Origin of the sequence: Hymenobacter sp. BT491 (genome assembly GCF_014349165.1) — a bacterium.
Taxonomy (GTDB): Bacteria; Bacteroidota; Bacteroidia; order Cytophagales; family Hymenobacteraceae; genus Hymenobacter; species Hymenobacter jejuensis.
In genome coordinates this window covers 111676-129717 of the sequence record NZ_JACSJJ010000005.1, presented here as the reverse complement: position 1 = coordinate 129717, position 18042 = coordinate 111676, and the positions used below count along the sequence as shown (strand labels likewise).

The window sequence follows — 18042 nt, the reverse complement described above, 5'->3', positions numbered from 1 at the left end:
GATTATGAATACTTTATCAAAAGAAGTCGCGCTCGGAATGCAGAGTTCCTCCGTTGCGATGCCTGAGGCGGCCTTGTTTGAGTTGCCCGAAAAAGTCATCCAGTTTGGCACCGGCGTGCTCTTGCGCGGCCTGCCCGATTACCTCATCGATAAAGCCAATCGCCAAGGCATCTTTAACGGCCGCATTGTGGTCGTGAAATCGACGGATGGTGGTGATATTGACGCGTTTAACCGCCAAGACGGGCTGTATACCTTGTGCATTCGCGGGGTAGAAGACGGCCATATGGTGGAAGAAAACGTGGTGTGCTCGGCCATTAGCCGCGTGCTGTCGGCCAAAAGCCAATGGGAAGAGATCCTGCGTTGCGCCGCTAACCCCGAGTTGCAGGTGGTGATTTCCAACACCACTGAAGTCGGCATTCAGCTCGTGCCCGACGACATTCGGCAATCGCCCCCGCAATCGTTCCCTGGCAAGCTGCTGGCGTTTCTGTACGCGCGTTTCAAGGCTTTCGACGGCGATAAATCGAAAGGTCTGGTGATCGTGCCCACCGAGCTCATCCCCGAAAACGGTAGCAAGCTGGAAGCGATTCTGCTGGAGCTGGCCCACCGCAACGGGCTGGAAAGCGAATTTCTGGACTGGCTGGAAACGGCCAATACCTGCTGCAATTCCCTCGTCGACCGTATTGTGCCGGGCCGGCCCGACTCGGCTACCCAATTGGCTATGGCTGAGCAACTTGGCTACGAAGACGAGTTACTGACCATTTCGGAAGCCTTCTTGCTGTGGGCCATCGAGGGCGACGACCGGGTGCGGGAGGTACTTTCGTTTCACGAAGTGGACAAGGGCATTTCCATAAAGCCCGACATCAACTTGTTCCGCGAATTAAAACTGCGCCTCCTCAACGGCACGCACACGCTAAGCTGCGGCCTGGCTGTGCTGAGTGGCTTCGAAACCGTGCGCCAAGGCATGGAAGACGATTGTGTCGGCACGTTCATCAGCAACCTGATGTTATCGGATTTACTGCCCGGTATTCCGTATCCGGTTGACGAAAAAGTGGCCCAGCGCTTTGGTTTGCAGGTAATGGACCGCTTCCGCAACCCGTACATGGAGCACCGTTGGCTGGCAATCACGATGCAGTACACGACCAAAATGCAGATGCGCAACGTGCCTACTTTGCTGCACTACTACAAGCGCTTCAACACGGTGCCTCATTATGTGGCGCTGGGCTTTGCGGCGTATTTGTTGTTCATGAAAGGCACGCAGCAGCGCGAGCAGACGTGGTACGGCGAATTAAATGGCGAAACCTACCCAATACAGGACGAAAAGGCCGGTTATTTTGCCGATCTATGGTCACGCTTGGGAGCGGAAGAAGTGGTGAACACGACACTGCAAAACCAAGCACTTTGGGGACATGACTTAAGCCAATTGCCGGGATTTGCGAAGCGCGTAAGCGACAATCTGCTCGAAATGCAGCAGAAAGGCGTGCACGCTACCGTGGCAGCCCATCTCAACAAAAAGGTTCTTGTAAAATAATGAAACACTTAGTAGCCAAAATCCATCCTGCCGACAACGTGCTGGTGGCCCTGACGGACTTACCCATCGGGACCCCCGTAACGTGGGACGGTACGACTGTGACGACCACGGAGAAGATTCCGGCGAAGCACAAACTGGCGCTGCAAGCCCTCGAACCCGGCGACTCCGTGACCATGTACGGCGTGCTGGTAGGCAAAGCCCGGCACGCCATCAAGCTGGGCGGCCTGCTGACCACGGCCAATATTCAGCACGCTACCAACACATACGACGAGCACCAGGAGCGCCGCGCCGCTTGGACCCCACCTACAGTGGACAAGTGGCAGGAGCGCACTTTCATGGGCTACCACCGCTCCGACGGGCGCGTGGGCACGGCCAATTACTGGCTCGTGATTCCGCTGGTGTTCTGCGAAAACCGCAACATTCAGGTTCTGGAAGAAGCTTTGGTGAACGATCTGGGCTATGCTCGCCGCAAAAGCTATCAGCCTCAGACGCAAGAGCTTATATCGCTGATGCAAGCCGGTAAGTCGGTAGAGGAAATTCTGCAAAGCGACTTTGGTGGCACCGATACCCGCTATAACAAGCCGAAGCTTTTCCCGAACGTCGACGGCATTCAGTTCCTATCGCACGAAGGCGGCTGCGGCGGCATTCGGCAGGATGCCCAGACGCTTTGCGGCTTGCTGGCGGGCTACATCACGCACCCCAACGTCGCCGGTGCGACCGTGCTCAGCCTGGGTTGCCAGAACGCCCAGGTAAGCATGCTGCAAGAAGAAATTCAGAAGCGCAGCCCCAACTTCGACAAGCCGCTGTTCATTCTGGAGCAGCAGAAAATGGGCACCGAAGAAACGCTCGTGAGCACCGCGCTTCGCCAGACGTTTGTGGGCTTGATGCAGGCCAATGCCAACCAGCGCCAGCCCGCGCCGCTCAGCAAACTGACGATTGGCTTGGAGTGCGGCGGGTCCGATGGTTTCTCGGGCATTTCGGCCAACCCCGCTGTAGGGCACGTTTCCGACATGCTCGTGGCACTGGGCGGTTCGGTTATTCTGGCTGAATTTCCGGAGCTGTGTGGCGTAGAGCAGGAACTCGTCGACCGCAGTGTGGACCAAGCAACGGCCGAGCGTTTCAGCAGCCTCATGAAAGCGTACGGCGACACCGCCATTGCCGTTGGCTCGGGCTTCGACATGAACCCTTCGCCCGGCAACATCCGCGACGGCCTGATCACCGACGCCATGAAATCGGCGGGGGCAGCCCGCAAGGGTGGCAGCTCGCCTGTAGTGGCGGTGCTGGATTACCCCGAGCTGGTGACCAAACCCGGCTTAAATCTGCTCTGCACGCCTGGCAACGACGTGGAGTCGACAACGGCCGAAGTAGGGTCGGGGGCGAATGTGGTGCTGTTTACGACGGGCTTGGGCACGCCAACCGGCAACCCCATTGCACCCGTGGTGAAAATTTCGAGCAACACGGCGCTCGCCCAGCGCATGCCTGACATCATCGACATCAACACCGGCACGGTCATCGACGGCGAAGAAACCATCGAGCAAGCCGCCGAACGCATTCTCGATTACGTGGTGCGCGTCGCCAGTGGCGAGGAGGTAAGCGCCGTGCGACACGGTCAAGCAGACTTTATTCCCTGGAAGCGGGGTGTATCACTTTGATTATCAAATAGATATGAAAAAGCCCTTTTTGAACGAGGATTTCCTGCTGCAGACCGAGACGGCCCGCCAGCTCTACCACGAGTTTGCGAAGCAGATGCCCATCATCGATTACCATTGTCATCTGCCTCCCGATCAGATTGCCGAGGACAAGCAGTTCGAGAACTTAACTCAAATCTGGCTCTACGGCGATCACTACAAGTGGCGCGCCATGCGGACCAACGGCATCGACGAGCACTTCATCACCGGCGACGCATCCGACTGGGAGAAGTTTGAGAAATGGGCCGAAACGGTGCCGTACACGGTGCGTAACCCGCTCTACCACTGGACGCATCTGGAGTTGCAGCGCTACTTCGACGTGTACGAAATCCTCGACAGCACAAGCGCCCGCCGCATCTACGACGAGTGCAGCGCCAAGCTACGCACGCCGGAATATTCGGTGCGCAACCTGATGCTGAAGATGAACGTGCAGACCGTCTGCACGACCGACGACCCGGCCGATTCGCTGGAGCATCACCGACTGATCGCGGACAGCGGTTTCCCCATCAAAGTGCTGCCTACGTTCCGCCCCGATAAGGCGATGGCCGTGGAAGACCCGGCTACTTACAACCAATACCTTGATAAGCTGAGCGTTGCGGCCAGCGTGGAAATCCGCAGCTACGGCAACCTGCTGACGGCTTTGCAGCGACGCCACGATTACTTTGCCAAGCTCGGCGGCCGCCTCTCGGACCACGGTTTGGAGCAGATATATGCCGTTGATTATACCGACGCCGAAATCAGCGACATCTTCGACAAGGTCCGCAGTGGCCAAGCCCCGGCTCCCGACGAAACCCTGAAGTTTAAGTCTGCGATTCTGGTGGCGCTGGCCGAAATGGATTGGGAGAAGGGCTGGACGCAGCAGTTTCACTTGGGCGCCCTTCGCAATAATAATTCGCGGGCATTGCGCAATCTTGGTCCCGATACCGGCTGGGATTCCATCGGTGATTTCTCGCAGGGGCGCGCGCTTTCGACTTTCCTCGACCGCCTCGACACGCAGGATAAGCTCACCAAAACCATCCTTTACAACCTGAACCCCGCCGATAACGAGCTGATTGCCACGATGGTAGGCAACTTCAACGACGGCACCGTAGCGGGCAAGGTTCAGTTCGGTTCGGGTTGGTGGTTCCTCGACCAGAAGGACGGCATGGAGAAGCAGATGAACGCCCTCTCGAATATGGGCTTGCTGAGCCGATTTGTGGGGATGCTGACCGATTCGCGCAGTTTCCTATCTTTCCCCCGCCACGAATATTTCCGCCGCATTTTGTGCAACCTGATCGGCAATGACGTCGAGAACGGCGAGCTGCCCGACGACATGAAATGGCTGGGCCAAGTGGTTCAGAATATCTCTTACGGTAATGCCAAAGGCTACTTTGGCTTCGAGAATGAAGCAAGTCATAACGTTCGGCGAAATAATGATGCGGTTGTCGCCCCCGCTGAATTACCGGTTAGTTCAGACCAACAATCTTGAGGTTAATTACGGCGGCGGCGACGCCAACGTAGCGGCATCCGTAGCGCGGTTGGGCTTGCCTGCCGCGCACGTTACCTGCTTCCCCGACAACGAGTTAGGTTACGCGGCCGCGCAGTCTTTTCAGCGCTACGGGGTCAGCATGGAGCATACCGTGTTTCGTGGCGACCGACTGGGGCTGTACTTTTTGGAAGTCGGCGCTTCGATGCGGGCCAGCAAAATCGTGTACGATCGCTTCGATTCGGCATTCGCTAAGCTGCAACCCGCGTGGTTTGACTGGTCCAATATTCTGAGCAACGGGCGCTGGCTGCACTGGACGGGCATCACGCCAGCTATTTCGGCTTCGGCTGCCCAGGCTTGTAAAGAGGCCATTCAGGAAGCCCGGCGCCGTGGCATTACGGTCTCGGCCGACGTGAACTACCGCCGCAACCTGTGGCAATACGGCAAGAAAGCGCAGGACGTAATGCCGGAGCTGGTAGCTGGCTGCGACGTGGTGGTTTGCACCGAAGGCGACGCCGAAGACCTGTTCGGCATCACGCCGCGGGTGGACGCCGCCAACCGTTTCGTTTCCATGGCCGAGCAACTCATGCAACGCTTTCCGCAGATAAAGCAAGTAATTGCTACTGAGCGCGAAACGCTTAGCGCTTCGCACAATCGTTTGAAAGGCGTTCTGTTCAACGGAACTGACTATATTGAAACTCCAGCCTACGATATCGTGCCCATCGTGGACCGCATCGGCGGGGGCGATGCTTTCATCGGAGGTTTCATTTATGGTTCGCTGACCTACCCCACTGAGCAGGAAGCGCTCACCTTCGGCGTGGCGGCCTCGGCACTTAAGCATACCGTCCACGGCGACGTCAACCTGATGACTGCGGCCGAAGTGGAACCCGTCATGCAGGGCAATACTTCCGGCAGGCTTCTTCGATAACTACTTGATAATAAAATAGATACATGGCTCGATTTTCTTCTGCTGAAGTGCTGGATGCGGTGCTGCGGTACCCCGTGGTACCGGTATTTTACCATGCCGACGTGGCGTATGCCAAGCGCATTCTGCAAGCTTGCTACGACGGCGGCTTGCGGGTGTTTGAGTTCACCAACCGGGGCGCCAACGCCTTCGACGTGTTCTCACAGCTCCAGACTTTCGTGCAGGAACAGTGCCCCGACATGCTGCTCGGCATCGGGACCATTTACACGGCGCAGGACGCGGAGCGCTTTATCGAAGCGGGAGCCGATTTTGTGGTGCAGCCCGTTACGACGGCCGAGGTAGCCGCCGCTTGTCAGCACAACGACGTGGCGTGGCTGCCCGGCGCCATGACCCTCAATGAAGTGTACAACGCTACCCAGTTGGGCGCAAAGCTGGTCAAGATTTTCCCTGGCAACGTGGTGGGCCCCGGCTACATCAAGGCGTTGCGCGGCCCCATGCCCAACGTCAAACTCATGGTAACCGGCGGCGTGGAGCCCACCAACGAAAGCGTAAGCGAGTGGTTTGGGGCCGGCGTCAATGTGGTCGGGATGGGTTCGCAACTCTTTAAAAATGCCGACGATACCCAAGCCTTGGTGGCCCAGATTTCCGGGCTTATGCAATTTGTAAACTCGCTACCTAAGTAAATTCCCATGGAAACTAAACTCGGAAAATACCGCTGGACGGTGGTGGCGCTGCTCTTTTTTGCCACCACCATCAACTACCTCGACCGCCAGGTGATCGGGCTCCTGAAGCCCACGTTGGAAACCGAGTTCAAATGGACCGAATCTGACTATGGGCACATCGTGATGGCCTTTGCCACGGCTTATGCCATTGGCTTGCTGGGATTTGGCCGCGTCATCGACCGAATTGGGACTAAAAAAGGGTACATCGCTTCGATCATTGCCTGGAGTGCGGCGGCCATTGCGCATGCATTTGCCACCAGCACGTTTGGATTTGGGGTTGCGCGGGCGGCATTGGGGTTAGGAGAAGCGGGCAACTTTCCGGCAGCTATCAAAACAGTGGCCGAATGGTTTCCAAAAAAAGAACGGGCATTAGCTACCGGCGTTTTCAACTCGGGCGCCAACATTGGGGCCGTGGTAGCACCTATCATGGTGCCCCTGATTCTGGGTTGGTACGGGTGGCAGGAAGCATTTATCATCACCGGTATTATTGGCTTTATATGGCTGGCCTGCTGGTGGAAGTTTTACGAGATTCCTTCGCGGCAGCCCAAACTCTCTACCGCTGAGTACGAATACATCCACAGCGACAACGAACCCGAGCCCGGCGAAGGCGATCACAGCCAAAACGTTTCGTGGAGCAAGCTGCTGAGCGTACGCCAAACGTGGGCTTTCATCTTCGGGAAGATGCTCACTGACCCGATTTGGTGGTTTTTTCTGTTCTGGCTGCCCTCGTATTTTTCTACCACCTTCAAACTCGACCTCACCAAGCCTAGTTTGCCGCTGGTCGTTGTGTACACTTTCACTACGGTGGGCAGCATTGGCGGAGGCTATCTCTCATCGTACCTGATTCAGAAAGGCTGGACCGTGTTTCGGGCCCGTAAAACGGCTATGCTGATTTTCGCCCTGCTGGTAGTGCCCATTGTACTGGCACGCTACGCCACCAACATCTGGATGGCAGTGGCCCTGATCAGCTTGGCGGCCGCGGCACACCAGGCTTGGAGCGCCAATATTTTCACTACTGCTTCCGACATGTTTCCGAAGCGGACGGTAAGCTCGGTAGTGGGCATCGGCAGCATGGCGGGCTCCGTAGGCGGCATTTTGTTTCCGCTGATTGTGGGGTATTTGCTGGATAGAGCCAAAGCCTCCGGCGACATCAACACGGGCTACAACATCATTTTCCTGTTGTGCGGCAGCGCTTACCTCGTGGCTTGGTTCGTGATGCATCTGTTTGCGCCGCGCATGGAAGAAGTGCACCTCGAAGAATCGTCTAACAAACCCGTAGCCGTTTCCTAATGAAAAAGCTCCTGTTGTTCGCTGCGCTGCTCGTGCTGGGTTTCAGTGCGCTGGCCCAAACCAAGAAAGACATGGCTGCGGTTAAAGAAGTAGAAGCACTTGAGCGTCAGCGCTTTGAGGCGCAGGTCAAGAAGAATTATGCCTTTCTGCAAAATGCCTTCAGCGACGATCTGGTGTATACGCACTCCGATGGCCATCAAAACAACAAGACGGAGTACATCCAGTCGATCCGCGACGGCAAAAGCCAGTACGGCAAGATCGACGTGGAAGCCCTGAACGTGCGCAGCTACAACGACGGCCAGACGGCCGTGGTCAACGGCCTGATCACCATCACCAACACCGTGGACGGCCAACCTAGCGCGTCCCATCTGAAGTACGTGGTGGTGCAAATCAAAGACCCCAAAAAGGGGTGGCAGGTAGTGCTCTGGCAATCGCAGAAGCAACAGCCAGCCAAATCGTAGTATCACAAGTATTTGATTTTCAAGATGTTATAAGTGGAGGCGCGGTGCGCCGTGCCTCCGCTTGTACGTACTGCTCCGCATTCCCTAACCAAACTGCAAGGCTATGTCCAATCCTCTACAAGAAAATGTGCTGGCCAACCCAGTTGGTACGACGCTCGACCGCTACATTATGCGCAAGCAGAGCGAGTTTCCGTTTGCAACGGGCGAGCTTTCCCAGCTATTGCGCGACATCGCCTTGGCGGGCAAAATCATCAACCGCGAGGTAAACCGCGCCGGCCTGATTGACATTGCAGGTGCTTTTGGCAACCAAAATATTCAGGGTGAGCAGCAGCAAAAGCTGGATGTGGTGGCCAACATTCGCTTTATCCGGGCTCTCAAAAACGGCGGACAGGCCTGCGCTATTCTCTCGGAAGAGGAAGACGACATCATCTATACCGGCAACGACCAGGGCAAATACGTAGTAGCCATGGACCCGCTCGACGGCTCGTCCAACATCGACGTGAACGTCAGCATCGGTACCATTTTCAGCATCTACCGCCGCGTGACGCCCGTCGGAACGCAGGCGACCAGGGAGGATTTTTTGCAGGGTGGCCGCAAGCAAGTCGCGGCGGGTTACGTGCTCTACGGCTCTTCCACGATGCTCGTGTATACCACGGGCCATGGTGTGGCAGGCTTTACCTACGAAAACTCGCTGGGCGAATTCTTTCTCTCGCACCCCGAAATTCGCATTCCGCAGGATGGCGCCACCTTTTCCTGCAACGAAGGCTATTGGTATCAGTACCCCGAATCGATCCGCGCTTATCTCACTACCTGCAAGCAGCGCGGCTACAGCGGACGCTACATCGGCTCGTTAGTGGCTGATTTTCACCGCAACCTGTTCAAAGGCGGCATCTACCTATATCCACCGACCGAGAAAACGCCCGAGGGCAAGCTGCGGTTGCTCTACGAGTGCTACCCGCTGGCGCTCCTGATCGAGCAGGCCGGCGGACAGGCCCAGTCCGGCCACGAGGCCATTCTGGACATTGAGCCGGTGTATTTTCACCAGCGGTGCCCGATATATGTTGGCTCCACGGATATGGTGAAAGAGGTGCTGTCTTTAGCCAACGCCGCCCACGAGGCCGCCTGCTAACCGCTGGGCGACAATTTCCGCCTCTTGATTGTTAAAGAAGCCAAGTGTATAAGTCTCTGTTAAACAAACACTTACTAAGATAGCGCTCTCTTTTCCGCAACCAACTCTGCCAATACCCGAAACCTCATTTCTTTCTCATGCCCAAAATCGTTTCACCCCAAGTTGAATACGAAGGCTTACTGACGCAGGTCAAGCAAATCGCTCCCGAAATATTCGACCAAAACGGTCGCTTTCTAAACCTGCTGGAAGGCCGTTGGCAGGAGCCCGGCACGCCCCGCGATTTTGTCTCGCCAGTGGATGGCCGCACGCTGGGCGCGCTGCCCATGCTCGACGGCGCAACAGCGCAACGTGCCGTAGAATTTGCCAAAAGCGAAGCCGCCGTGTGGGGCAAAACCGACCTCGACGAGCGCCGCGCCAAAGTGCAAGACTGCCTGAACTTGTTGCGTGACCACGTCGAGCTGATCGGCAAGCTGCTCATCTGGGAGATCGGCAAAACCTACAAGCTGGGCTTCACCGACATCGACCGCTGCATCGACGGCGTGCAATGGTACGTCGACGGCATCGAGGACATGCTCGGCAAACGCACCCCGATCGGGTTGGTGTCGAACATCGCTTCTTGGAACTACCCCATGTCGGTGCTCATGCACGCGGTGCTGGTGCAGGTGCTGTGCGGTAATTCCGTTATCGCCAAAACGCCCACCGACGGCGGCTTTATTTCGCTGAGCCTGGCGTTTGCGCTGGCCCGGCGGGCGGGCTTGCCCGTTACGCTCGTAAGTGGCCCCGGCGGCGAGCTGAGCGACGTGCTGGTAAAAAACCAAGCTGTTGATTGTCTGTCGTTTGTGGGTGGTCGCTACAATGGTCGCAACATCGCCGACGCCCTCGGTTCGGTGCACAAGCGCTACATGCTGGAGATGGAAGGCGTGAATACCTACGGCATCTGGGACTATTCCGATTGGGCAACCTTGGCCGACCAGCTCAAAAAAGGCTACGACTACGGCAAGCAGCGCTGCACGGCATACGTGCGCTTCGTGGTGCAGCGGCAGCAGTTTCCGAAGTTTCTGGAAACGTATTGGAACGTGATGCACTCGTTGCGCGTGGGCAACCCTACGCTAGTGGACAACGCCGACGACAAGTTGCCGGATCTGGCCTTTGGCCCGGTTATCAACGCCAACCAGGCCAAAGACCTGGACCGCCTGTACGTCAATGCATTACAAACTGGCGCTACGCCGTTGCTGGAAGGCCAGCTCGACGACAGCCTGTTTTTGCCCGACCAAGATCGCTCGGCCTATTTTGCCCCGCGGGCTCTGGTAAACCTGCCGCGCCAAAGCGAACTGTACTTCAAAGAACCCTTCGGTCCCATCGACAGCATCGTGCTCGTGGACCGTATAGAGGAGCTGGTAGGGGAGATGAACATTTCCAATGGCGCCTTGGTGTCGGCCATTGCCAGCGACGACGAGAAGCTGGCCCGCCGCACGGCCAAGGAAGTTCGGGCCTTCAAAGTGGGCATCAACAAACTGCGCTCGCGCGGCGACCGCGAAGAAGTATTCGGCGGCATGGGCGAATCGTGGAAAGGCGCTTTTGTGGGCGGCAAGCTGCTCGTCGAAGCCGTTACCAACGGCGACCAACCAATTCTGGGTAATTTCGAAGACGCATTATTGCTGCCCGAAAATCCCTAGGCTTATTACATAAAAACTTGATTATAAATGTGTTATGGAATATAAAAAGCCCCCGCTAAGTTGTTAGCGGGGGCTTTTTATTGCTATCAATAGGAGGTTGGTCTCTATCGCTTAATGCACAATCCGTAGCTCATACTCTTCAGCGCCGCCTTTCTTTGAAGGGTCAGGTTTGCTGAATGCCCCGACGCGGCTGGGGCCGTAGCCGAGGTTTACTTTTACAAACTCGTTGCGCGCGGGAAGCAGCCCGATGATCTCCTGACGCAGAATATCCAGGTCATCGCGCATGTTTTGCAGGCGTTGCTCTACTTCGTCGGCGTGCTGGTCGAAGTTGCCGGTAGCGGGGCGTTGCTCAAATTCCTGGGCCGATTGCTCTACGCTTTGGTCGTGGCTTTGCAGGTTGCGGGCCTCGATCGTGGCTTTGCGCAGATCTTCTTCGGCCTCCAAGTAAGCGAGAACTTTGTCTTCGAGCGGAACAAGGGCAGGATCAAGGTAGTCGAGGTTGCTAGACATGGCGGAAAGAAGGAGAGTGGTTGGTTGCTCAAACAACGCAAAGCGCCGCGCGAAGGATACATGGCCTAGGGCTTCGGGCGGTTGCGCTGGCACTTTTCGCCGCAATATTTTACCTCGTCCCAGCACGCGCGCCACTTTTTGCGATAGGCAAACGGCCGCCCGCACGTCGCGCAGATTTTGGTTGGCAGCGTCGATTTGGTGTAACGTTTGGCCGGATCGAAGGAGGAAGACATAACAAGTTACAGCACAGTGACACCTCGATAACTCTCCTCGGTGCCGCGGGGTTGCGTATACCGCTCGGCGGGTGCTTTCTCAACCCGCCGTATCTTCGTGCCATGCCAAATTCTACTGCTCCCGACGTGCTGGGCCATGCCCTGCAAGCGTACCTCAACGGTCAAAAAAAGGCCGCGCTCACCGTACATTCCAACGTGGCCGAAGACGAGCCCTTGCCGGCCAGCTATTTTTTTCGGTCGCTGTGGGAAATGCCCCAGCTCGAGCGTACGGCGCTGGAAGAGTGTCGCGGGCGCGTGCTGGATTTGGGCGCTGGGGCCGGCTGCCACGCCCTGGAGCTGCAAAGCCGCGGGTTTGTGGTAAAAGCCGTGGACGTGTCGCCGGGTGCAGCCCAAGTGATGGAAGAGCGCGGCGTGCGGCAAGTAGCCTGTCACGATCTGTTTCACCTGCCCACTACCGACGAAAACTACGATACCATTCTGATGCTGATGAACGGCATAGGCCTAGTCGGGACGCTGGAAGGCCTGGAGAAATTTCTGGCTCATGCCCACAAGCTGCTGGCACCCGGCGGCCAGATTCTGGCCACTTCCTCCGACATTTCCTACCTCTACGAAGACGAAGAAGGCGCGCTGGTCCTGAATCTCAACGGTCCGTATTACGGCGAAGTAGAATACACCATGAGCTACGGCGACGAGGCCGGACCTACCTTCCAATGGCTGTTTGCCGACGCCACCATCTTGCAGGATTACGCCGAAGCCGCCGGTTACGAAGTCGATTTTCTGGACGAAGACGAGCAAAGCCAATATCTCGTCCGGCTGACCTTGCGGGCTTAATGACTTTATTTATAAGTGATTGAATGTCAATTATTTGGGTTTTAGGCACCCGATGTCGCAAACCTAACGGAAGTCCATTCTCCAACGGGCCGGGGCTAAAACGCAGCTGCAAATTCCCGCGCGAAGTCCTCCACTTTTACGGTGCCCATCACGTGGGGCTGGTGCCGGTCGTAGTCCTGCCGCAGCGTGCCGTTGTGAATGCTGGCTCCCAATTCCACGTAGTTGGCGGCGATGTGGGCCGGAATGCCCGCTTGTTCTAGGCCCTGTTGGGTTTGTTCGTCGGAGAAAGTCAGCCATTGCAGATCCGGCTTGCCAATGGCAGCGCCCAGGGCCTGCGCGGTTTCGGTGGCCGTACGCTCGTCGCTGGCTACGTAACGAACCGTTGTGCCGGTTGTCGCGGCTCTGGTCAGTTCTTCGGCTGCGGCTGCCGCAATGTCTTGGGGGTGGGCCCATACAATTTTATCGTCGCCGCCGTAGTTGGAGCCAATCAGGCCCATTCCTTTTATCATGCCCACAAAGCCGAACAGGTTGTAATAGAAGGAACCAGCGCGCAGGTGCGTCAGCGCGACGTTGGGTAGCTTATCCAAGAGGCCCTCAACTTCATGCGAACCGAGAATGAAGCCTGTGCCTCGGTCCAAATCGGCGCCCCAGCTGCTCAGGTGCACCACCCGTTGCACACCCGCCTGTTCAAGGGCCTGAGCGTAGCTGTGGCCCACGTTCCGATAATAGGCCAATACATCGGGAGCGGCCATATTGGGCGGCACCATTGCATACACAGCTTCGGCGCCGGCAAAGGTGGCAGCCAGAAACGAAGCGTCTTCTAGGGAGCCGATGGCGGCAGTCGCGCCCAGAGCTTCGATGGCGGCTTGCCTTTCGGCTTTGCTGCTAATGACCGTCACGGCGTGGCCTTTGGCAACTAACTCCTTGGTGAGCGGCTCGCTGATGTGCCCTAGCGAACCTGTTACGATGATTTTCATGGCGAAAAGATAGAAGATGATAATGGTTGATAAATATACTATACGGTATAGTATATTTAATGTGACACTGATAAAAACATACGGAATAGTATAAGAGCCCAGCTAGAAAACAGCGTGCAGAGAAGAGATAGTGCGTATCCGGATGGGAAATTCGATTTTTGCAGTGGGTTTGGCGTATCGCCAGACCTTCGTAGATACAAAAGAGATGGCCAAACGCGGGTCCGAGCTGCGGACGCATATGCTACACGCTGCCAAGGCGGTGTTTTTGGAAACCGGCTTCGAGCGGGCGTCGATGGACCGCATTGCCGCGCACGCCGGCACAACCAAACGCACGCTGTATGCGCACTTCGTCCGCAAGGAAGACCTGTTTCTGGCCGTTTTCGACCTGGTGCTGGACTTGCAGCTCGATCACTTGAAAGGACCGGCCGACTACGCCCACGACCCCGGGCAGGCCTTGGTGCTGTTTTGTGCACGCTTTCTCGAAACTGTGCTGTCGAGCAAGCCAATACGCCTCTTCCGGCTGGCCATCACCGAAGCCGAGCGGTTTCCACAGGGAGCCGTGCGCCTGCACGAAGCCATGTTTGAGAACGTGCAAGCGCGGGTAGCACTTTTCCTCCACGAACGGTTGGGTGTAGCGGACGCAGAGAGCCAGACGTTAGCGCAGGGTCTGTTAGCGCAATTGCTGTACCCGCGCTTTACCCGGGCCCTCTTCGGCGCGGATGAACCAGCGGCGACGTGGTCCGAAGAACTAGGCGCGAGCCCCGCCGTGGACCTCAACGCAATCCGGCAGGTGGTCGGGAGCCTCGTGCCACTCACTGCCTAACGTTTGGCTACGTGCTGGCGGATAATTGCTCTCTGCGGAGGGGACTAGTCGCTGGTAAGCTCTTTACTTTGACCCGAGCGTTTCTCGCTTTCGTCACACTCTGTGGCAAAATAGATATGTAGCTCGGTTAGGCGCTTGAATTGTGAATTTGCTAGAGTGCGCTTATAACTTATCTTACGTTAAGCGACTTTTTCCGGATCTCGCCTATCTTCCGGCTTCCCGTTGGTTCTGATTTTTGTCCACTCGCGCGGTGTATTGGCCCCGTTGTTCGTCCCGCTCATGAAGTCCTTTCTGCCCGTTCTCCTGCGAACGAGTTTGGCCACCAGCCCCCTGCTGCTCGGCACGCAGTGCCACCAGCCGCAAGACCCCATGCCTGTGTACCAGCTGCCGCCGGCCACGCAAACCGGGGCCAACACCTTCGGCTGCCTGGTCAACGGGAAAGCCTTTATCCCCAACGGGTCAGATGGCAATCGGGGAGCGCCGTTTACCGTCGTGTATGAGCCTTCCTACCAGGGTGCCTTGGTCATTCGGGCCTTTCGGTACACGAAAAAAAGCGATCAGAGTACGCGGCAGGACCTGGTGATTGGGGTAGACGGCGTTCAAGGACCGGGCCGCTACCCGCTAAACCGTCGGTATCAGGAAGGCACCTTTAGTGCAAATGGGGCGCCCTGTGACTTTTACGCCGGCGATGCGCATTACCGCACCGGCGAGTTGGTCATCACGTACTTGAACAAGCCCGCCGGCATCATCGCCGGCACGTTTCACTTCACGCTCTACCAGCCCGGCTGCGACTCGTTGATTGTTACGGAAGGCCGCTTCGACAAACACCTGTAGCGAGGAAAGAGGCTGTCCGAGAAGTAAACGTTATGTTTACCAAGGTCTGCTCGAATACGAAACAGCATCATTTTCCATTGCTGTTCCAAAGGCGACAGTACTATTACCTCCCAAAAAGATTTTGTAACGCGGGCTAGTCTCAATGTGCGAAAGAAATTTTCCCCATCGACACGGCCGGAATGCCCGCCCGTCCCTGACCGAAGGCAGCGGGATCGCCAGCAATACTTTCATTGGCGAGCGTAGCAAACAGCACGGCTTCCTTTGCGTCGGGGTGGATGCCGAGGTCTGCGGTGGTATGAAAGGTGCACATCGGTAGCTGTTTTTGCAAAATGCTCATTAGCAACGCATTGTGCATACCGCCGCCGCTGGCATAAATAGCCACACCAGGCGCTGTACCGGCAGCGAAGCAGCGATGAACGGCCTGCACAATTCCGGCGGCCGTGAACTGCGTAAGCGTCGCCAGCAAATCGGTGGGAGGCAAGGCGGTGGTGTTGCTGCGTTGCTGCGCCTGTTCCACGTACGCCGGGCTAAAAAGCTCGGGACCAGTGGTTTTGGGAAACTCAGCGGCGAAGAACGGATGCGCCAGCAATGCCTGGAGCAGCGGCTCACTTGCTTGGCCTTGCGACGCCAGGGCACCGTTTTCGTCGTAGCTTTTGCCCGGAAAGTGGCGCTGGGTAAAGGCATCAAGCAGCGTATTACCGGGGCCTACGTCCGTGGAAAAAATAGCGTCCAGCGCCAGCGAGCCCGGCAGAAAAGTAAAGTTGGCAATGCCGCCCATGTTGAGCAGGATGCGATCCTGGCCGGCTTTGGAAAACAGTAGATAATCGCCGTACACGGCCAGCGGCGCGCCCTCGCCGCCGGCAGCGACGTGTTTTTGCCGAAAATCGCTGAGCGTCAGGATGCCGGTGCGTACGGCCATGTGGTCACCGTCGCCAATTTGCAGGGTCGCATTGGGGAAACCCGCCCGTACCTGCTGACTGCGCGGGGCGTGAAACACGGTCTGGCCGTGGCTGGCGATGCAATCCACTTCAGTGGGCGCGATGTTCCACTCGCGCAGGCAAGCCAGCACCATATCGGCCTGCAACAGCGCCACCCACGGGTTAAGCACGCAAAGCAACTCAAAGTCGATGTGGGATTTGGCAAATACTTCTCGCACTTGCTCTTTCACCTCCGCCGCGTAAGGGACTGTAGCAAAGCGCTCTACCTGCACTTTTGTGGCCATGCCATGCCCCGAAAACCGGCACAGCGCCACGTCCAGCCCATCGAGTGAGGTGCCCGACATAAGGCCGATGATGCGCCGTTCAGGTTGCTGAGCGACGGCAAAAAGGTGCTGTAAATTAGGGTTCATGGGAAGCGGCTTACACGAGAGGTGCGGTAAATATGGCGACACTCCCGGATTTTTTGTAATTAACCAGCCGAAGCGGATATGCAGCTACTCAGCGCCGATATGGGCAATGAGGCAGTATGTAGGAGTTCGATTGTAGTAATAAATTAGTTCTAGTTAGTTTAAAACTATATTACTTATTGTCAATTGTATAGTTCTGTAAGTCAATGATTTGCAGTTGAGCCTTGAAAATGCTTGCCCTTTTGCCGGTCGCGAAAGGGCTTTTTTGTGGACGAGCCGTACAAGGCAAAAGCTATCAATTGTGGCGCTTCCTCTATTTGTTAAGCTTCGACGTATTCCCAAATGTCTTTCGAAAGGACCTTTACCGTGATCTGGGCCGATATGGACCCGAACGTGCACATGCGGCACAGCGCCTACAACGATTATGCGGCCCAAACGCGGCTTGACTTTTTGGCCCAGAATGGGTTTTCGATGCAGAAATTCGCGGAGCTAGCCATCGGCCCGATTCTGTTTCGGGAGGATACGCGCTTTATGAAGGAAATTCACCTGAGCGAAACGATTCATGTAACGTCCGAGCTGGCGGGCCTCAACGAAGATGCTTCGCGCTGGCGCATTGTGCACATCATCCGCAAAAGCAACGGACAGGTGGCCGCTTCTGTAACCGTCGATGGGGCGTGGCTGGACCTGAAGCGACGCAAACTAACCGTGCCTCCCGCCGACTTGGCTGAACTGATGCGTGTAGCGCCCCGCCACGAGAGCTACGCCGATATTGTGAGGAAGCCAAGCGAGTAGCAGCGCTGGTCGCCATCAATTGCTTCCGCCAAGAACTACCCTTCAGCCCTCCGGCTGTGCTCAGCATGACAGGTATGATTTCCGGTGCAAAAACTTGGTAATCAGATAATTACTTGGTATTTATCTGCTGCGTGATGCGCTCCATCTGGCGTTGGTGGTGCAGCACATGGTCAAGCATAAAATCCAGCGTTTGGTAGATGTTGAGCATGCCCGAACGCGGATGCCGGAAAATGGCGCGGTCGAGTAGCTTCGAGGGAAACTCGTTGAGCATCTGCTCAAGCCGCCGCCGCACGCTTTGCCACTGCGACTGCAGCTGCGGCAGAGATGGCACCTCCGCGGGAGTGAGCGCGGCAAGCTTGGCGGGCGTTTTGAACTTAGCAAAGGGAACCCTGAGCAGCACACGCAGCAGCGCGGAGCGCCAAAACGACCCAAACCCCGATTTCTGCAAACTCTCGGCTTGCAGCAGCTTTTTATCGATGTACTGAGCAATTCCTGTTTCGGCCACTACCAGATGCTGAATAACCTGATCGGCTGACCAATGCCCCGGCGCGGGGCTCAGGTGTGATTTGTCGCCCAACGCCGCCGCCGCTTGCAAGAGCCGATCTGTGGCGTGTTCGAGTTGTTCAAAACGGATGTGCAAACGGTGATTCATGGGGTGGGAAGGCTGGGTGGGGTGGAAGAGAGGCTTCCCAAAAGATACGAATAATCCAAAGGACGTATAAAAGTGCCCAGCAGGGTTTGGCGGCTTTCGCTAAGGCCTTAAGTTTGTCGGCTGAACTCAATAAAAAAGCCCCGTTGCTTGCAACGGGGCTT

18 protein-coding genes are annotated in these 18042 nt (G+C 56.7%); 13 read left to right on the top strand and 5 right to left on the bottom strand.

Annotated features, from left to right (window positions below; translation table 11 throughout):
• Positions 1–4: 4 nt before the first annotated feature.
• The 9 genes from H9I52_RS20350 to H9I52_RS20310 all read left to right on the top strand — a co-directional run bounded on the left by H9I52_RS20350 (position 5) and on the right by H9I52_RS20310 (position 10884).
• A complete protein-coding gene (locus tag H9I52_RS20350) occupies positions 5–1528 on the top strand; it encodes a tagaturonate reductase (protein WP_187455371.1) in 1524 nt (507 codons plus the stop codon).
• On the top strand, positions 1528–3180 hold the full coding sequence (locus tag H9I52_RS20345) for a UxaA family hydrolase (RefSeq protein ID WP_187455370.1): 1653 nt from the start codon (positions 1528–1530) through the stop codon (positions 3178–3180). The genes H9I52_RS20350 and H9I52_RS20345 overlap by 1 nt, the downstream gene beginning before the upstream one ends.
• A 13-nt stretch (positions 3181–3193) precedes the next feature.
• Positions 3194–4684 carry a glucuronate isomerase gene (gene uxaC, locus H9I52_RS20340; protein ID WP_187455369.1) on the top strand — a complete coding sequence of 497 codons (1491 nt, stop codon included), beginning with the start codon at positions 3194–3196 and terminating at the stop codon, positions 4682–4684.
• Positions 4599–5609: a sugar kinase gene (locus H9I52_RS20335; RefSeq protein ID WP_139517634.1), complete on the top strand. Its 1011-nt coding sequence runs from the start codon at positions 4599–4601 to the stop codon at positions 5607–5609. Before uxaC ends, H9I52_RS20335 begins: the two co-directional genes overlap by 86 nt.
• A 23-nt stretch (positions 5610–5632) precedes the next feature.
• Complete coding sequence (locus H9I52_RS20330; RefSeq protein ID WP_139517633.1) at positions 5633–6289, top strand: bifunctional 4-hydroxy-2-oxoglutarate aldolase/2-dehydro-3-deoxy-phosphogluconate aldolase; 657 nt, start codon at positions 5633–5635, stop codon at positions 6287–6289.
• 6 nt (positions 6290–6295) lie between these two features.
• Complete coding sequence (locus tag H9I52_RS20325; protein ID WP_139517632.1) at positions 6296–7618, top strand: MFS transporter; 1323 nt, start codon at positions 6296–6298, stop codon at positions 7616–7618.
• Positions 7618–8079: a nuclear transport factor 2 family protein gene (locus H9I52_RS20320; RefSeq protein ID WP_139517631.1), complete on the top strand. Its 462-nt coding sequence runs from the start codon at positions 7618–7620 to the stop codon at positions 8077–8079. Before H9I52_RS20325 ends, H9I52_RS20320 begins: the two co-directional genes overlap by 1 nt.
• 103 nt (positions 8080–8182) lie before the next feature.
• A complete protein-coding gene (gene fbp / locus H9I52_RS20315; RefSeq protein ID WP_139517630.1) occupies positions 8183–9208 on the top strand; it encodes a class 1 fructose-bisphosphatase in 1026 nt (341 codons plus the stop codon).
• Positions 9209–9345: 137 nt separating this feature from the next.
• On the top strand, positions 9346–10884 hold the full coding sequence (locus tag H9I52_RS20310; RefSeq protein ID WP_187455368.1) for an aldehyde dehydrogenase family protein: 1539 nt from the start codon (positions 9346–9348) through the stop codon (positions 10882–10884).
• A gap of 111 nt (positions 10885–10995) precedes the next feature.
• Here the strand turns inward: H9I52_RS20310 and H9I52_RS20305 are convergent, their stop codons facing one another.
• Both H9I52_RS20305 and H9I52_RS20300 read right to left on the bottom strand, forming a co-directional pair.
• Positions 10996–11394: a hypothetical protein gene (locus H9I52_RS20305; RefSeq protein ID WP_187455367.1), complete on the bottom strand. Its 399-nt coding sequence runs from the start codon at positions 11392–11394 to the stop codon at positions 10996–10998.
• 65 nt (positions 11395–11459) lie between these two features.
• Positions 11460–11627 carry a DUF2256 domain-containing protein gene (locus H9I52_RS20300; RefSeq protein WP_187455366.1) on the bottom strand — a complete coding sequence of 56 codons (168 nt, stop codon included), beginning with the start codon at positions 11625–11627 and terminating at the stop codon, positions 11460–11462.
• 102 nt (positions 11628–11729) lie between these two features.
• On the opposite strand from H9I52_RS20300, the gene H9I52_RS20295 reads away from it, so the two are divergent.
• Positions 11730–12458 carry a class I SAM-dependent methyltransferase gene (locus H9I52_RS20295; protein ID WP_187455365.1) on the top strand — a complete coding sequence of 243 codons (729 nt, stop codon included), beginning with the start codon at positions 11730–11732 and terminating at the stop codon, positions 12456–12458.
• A 95-nt stretch (positions 12459–12553) separates the two neighbouring features.
• Here the strand turns inward: H9I52_RS20295 and H9I52_RS20290 are convergent, their stop codons facing one another.
• Positions 12554–13435: an NAD(P)H-binding protein gene (locus tag H9I52_RS20290; RefSeq protein WP_187455364.1), complete on the bottom strand. Its 882-nt coding sequence runs from the start codon at positions 13433–13435 to the stop codon at positions 12554–12556.
• A gap of 142 nt (positions 13436–13577) precedes the next feature.
• Here H9I52_RS20290 and H9I52_RS20285 point away from each other — a divergent pair, with 142 nt between their 5' ends.
• Together H9I52_RS20285 and H9I52_RS20280 are read left to right on the top strand one after the other, a co-directional pair.
• Positions 13578–14258, top strand: coding sequence for a TetR/AcrR family transcriptional regulator (locus tag H9I52_RS20285; RefSeq protein ID WP_187455363.1), 681 nt, complete (start codon positions 13578–13580; stop codon positions 14256–14258).
• A gap of 279 nt (positions 14259–14537) precedes the next feature.
• Positions 14538–15092, top strand: coding sequence for a hypothetical protein (locus H9I52_RS20280; protein ID WP_187455362.1), 555 nt, complete (start codon positions 14538–14540; stop codon positions 15090–15092).
• Between the two features lie 139 nt (positions 15093–15231).
• Here the strand turns inward: H9I52_RS20280 and H9I52_RS20275 are convergent, their stop codons facing one another.
• Positions 15232–16440 (bottom strand): anhydro-N-acetylmuramic acid kinase, encoded by a 1209-nt coding sequence (locus tag H9I52_RS20275; protein WP_187455361.1) that lies wholly within the window; start codon positions 16438–16440, stop codon positions 15232–15234.
• Positions 16441–16779: 339 nt separating this feature from the next.
• Between H9I52_RS20275 and H9I52_RS20270 the strand changes: the two genes are divergently transcribed.
• Positions 16780–17229: an acyl-CoA thioesterase gene (locus H9I52_RS20270; RefSeq protein ID WP_222940587.1), complete on the top strand. Its 450-nt coding sequence runs from the start codon at positions 16780–16782 to the stop codon at positions 17227–17229.
• Positions 17230–17338: 109 nt separating this feature from the next.
• Here H9I52_RS20270 and H9I52_RS20265 read toward each other — a convergent pair whose 3' ends face one another.
• Positions 17339–17881, bottom strand: coding sequence for a DinB family protein (locus H9I52_RS20265; protein ID WP_139517620.1), 543 nt, complete (start codon positions 17879–17881; stop codon positions 17339–17341).
• Positions 17882–18042 lie beyond the last annotated feature (161 nt).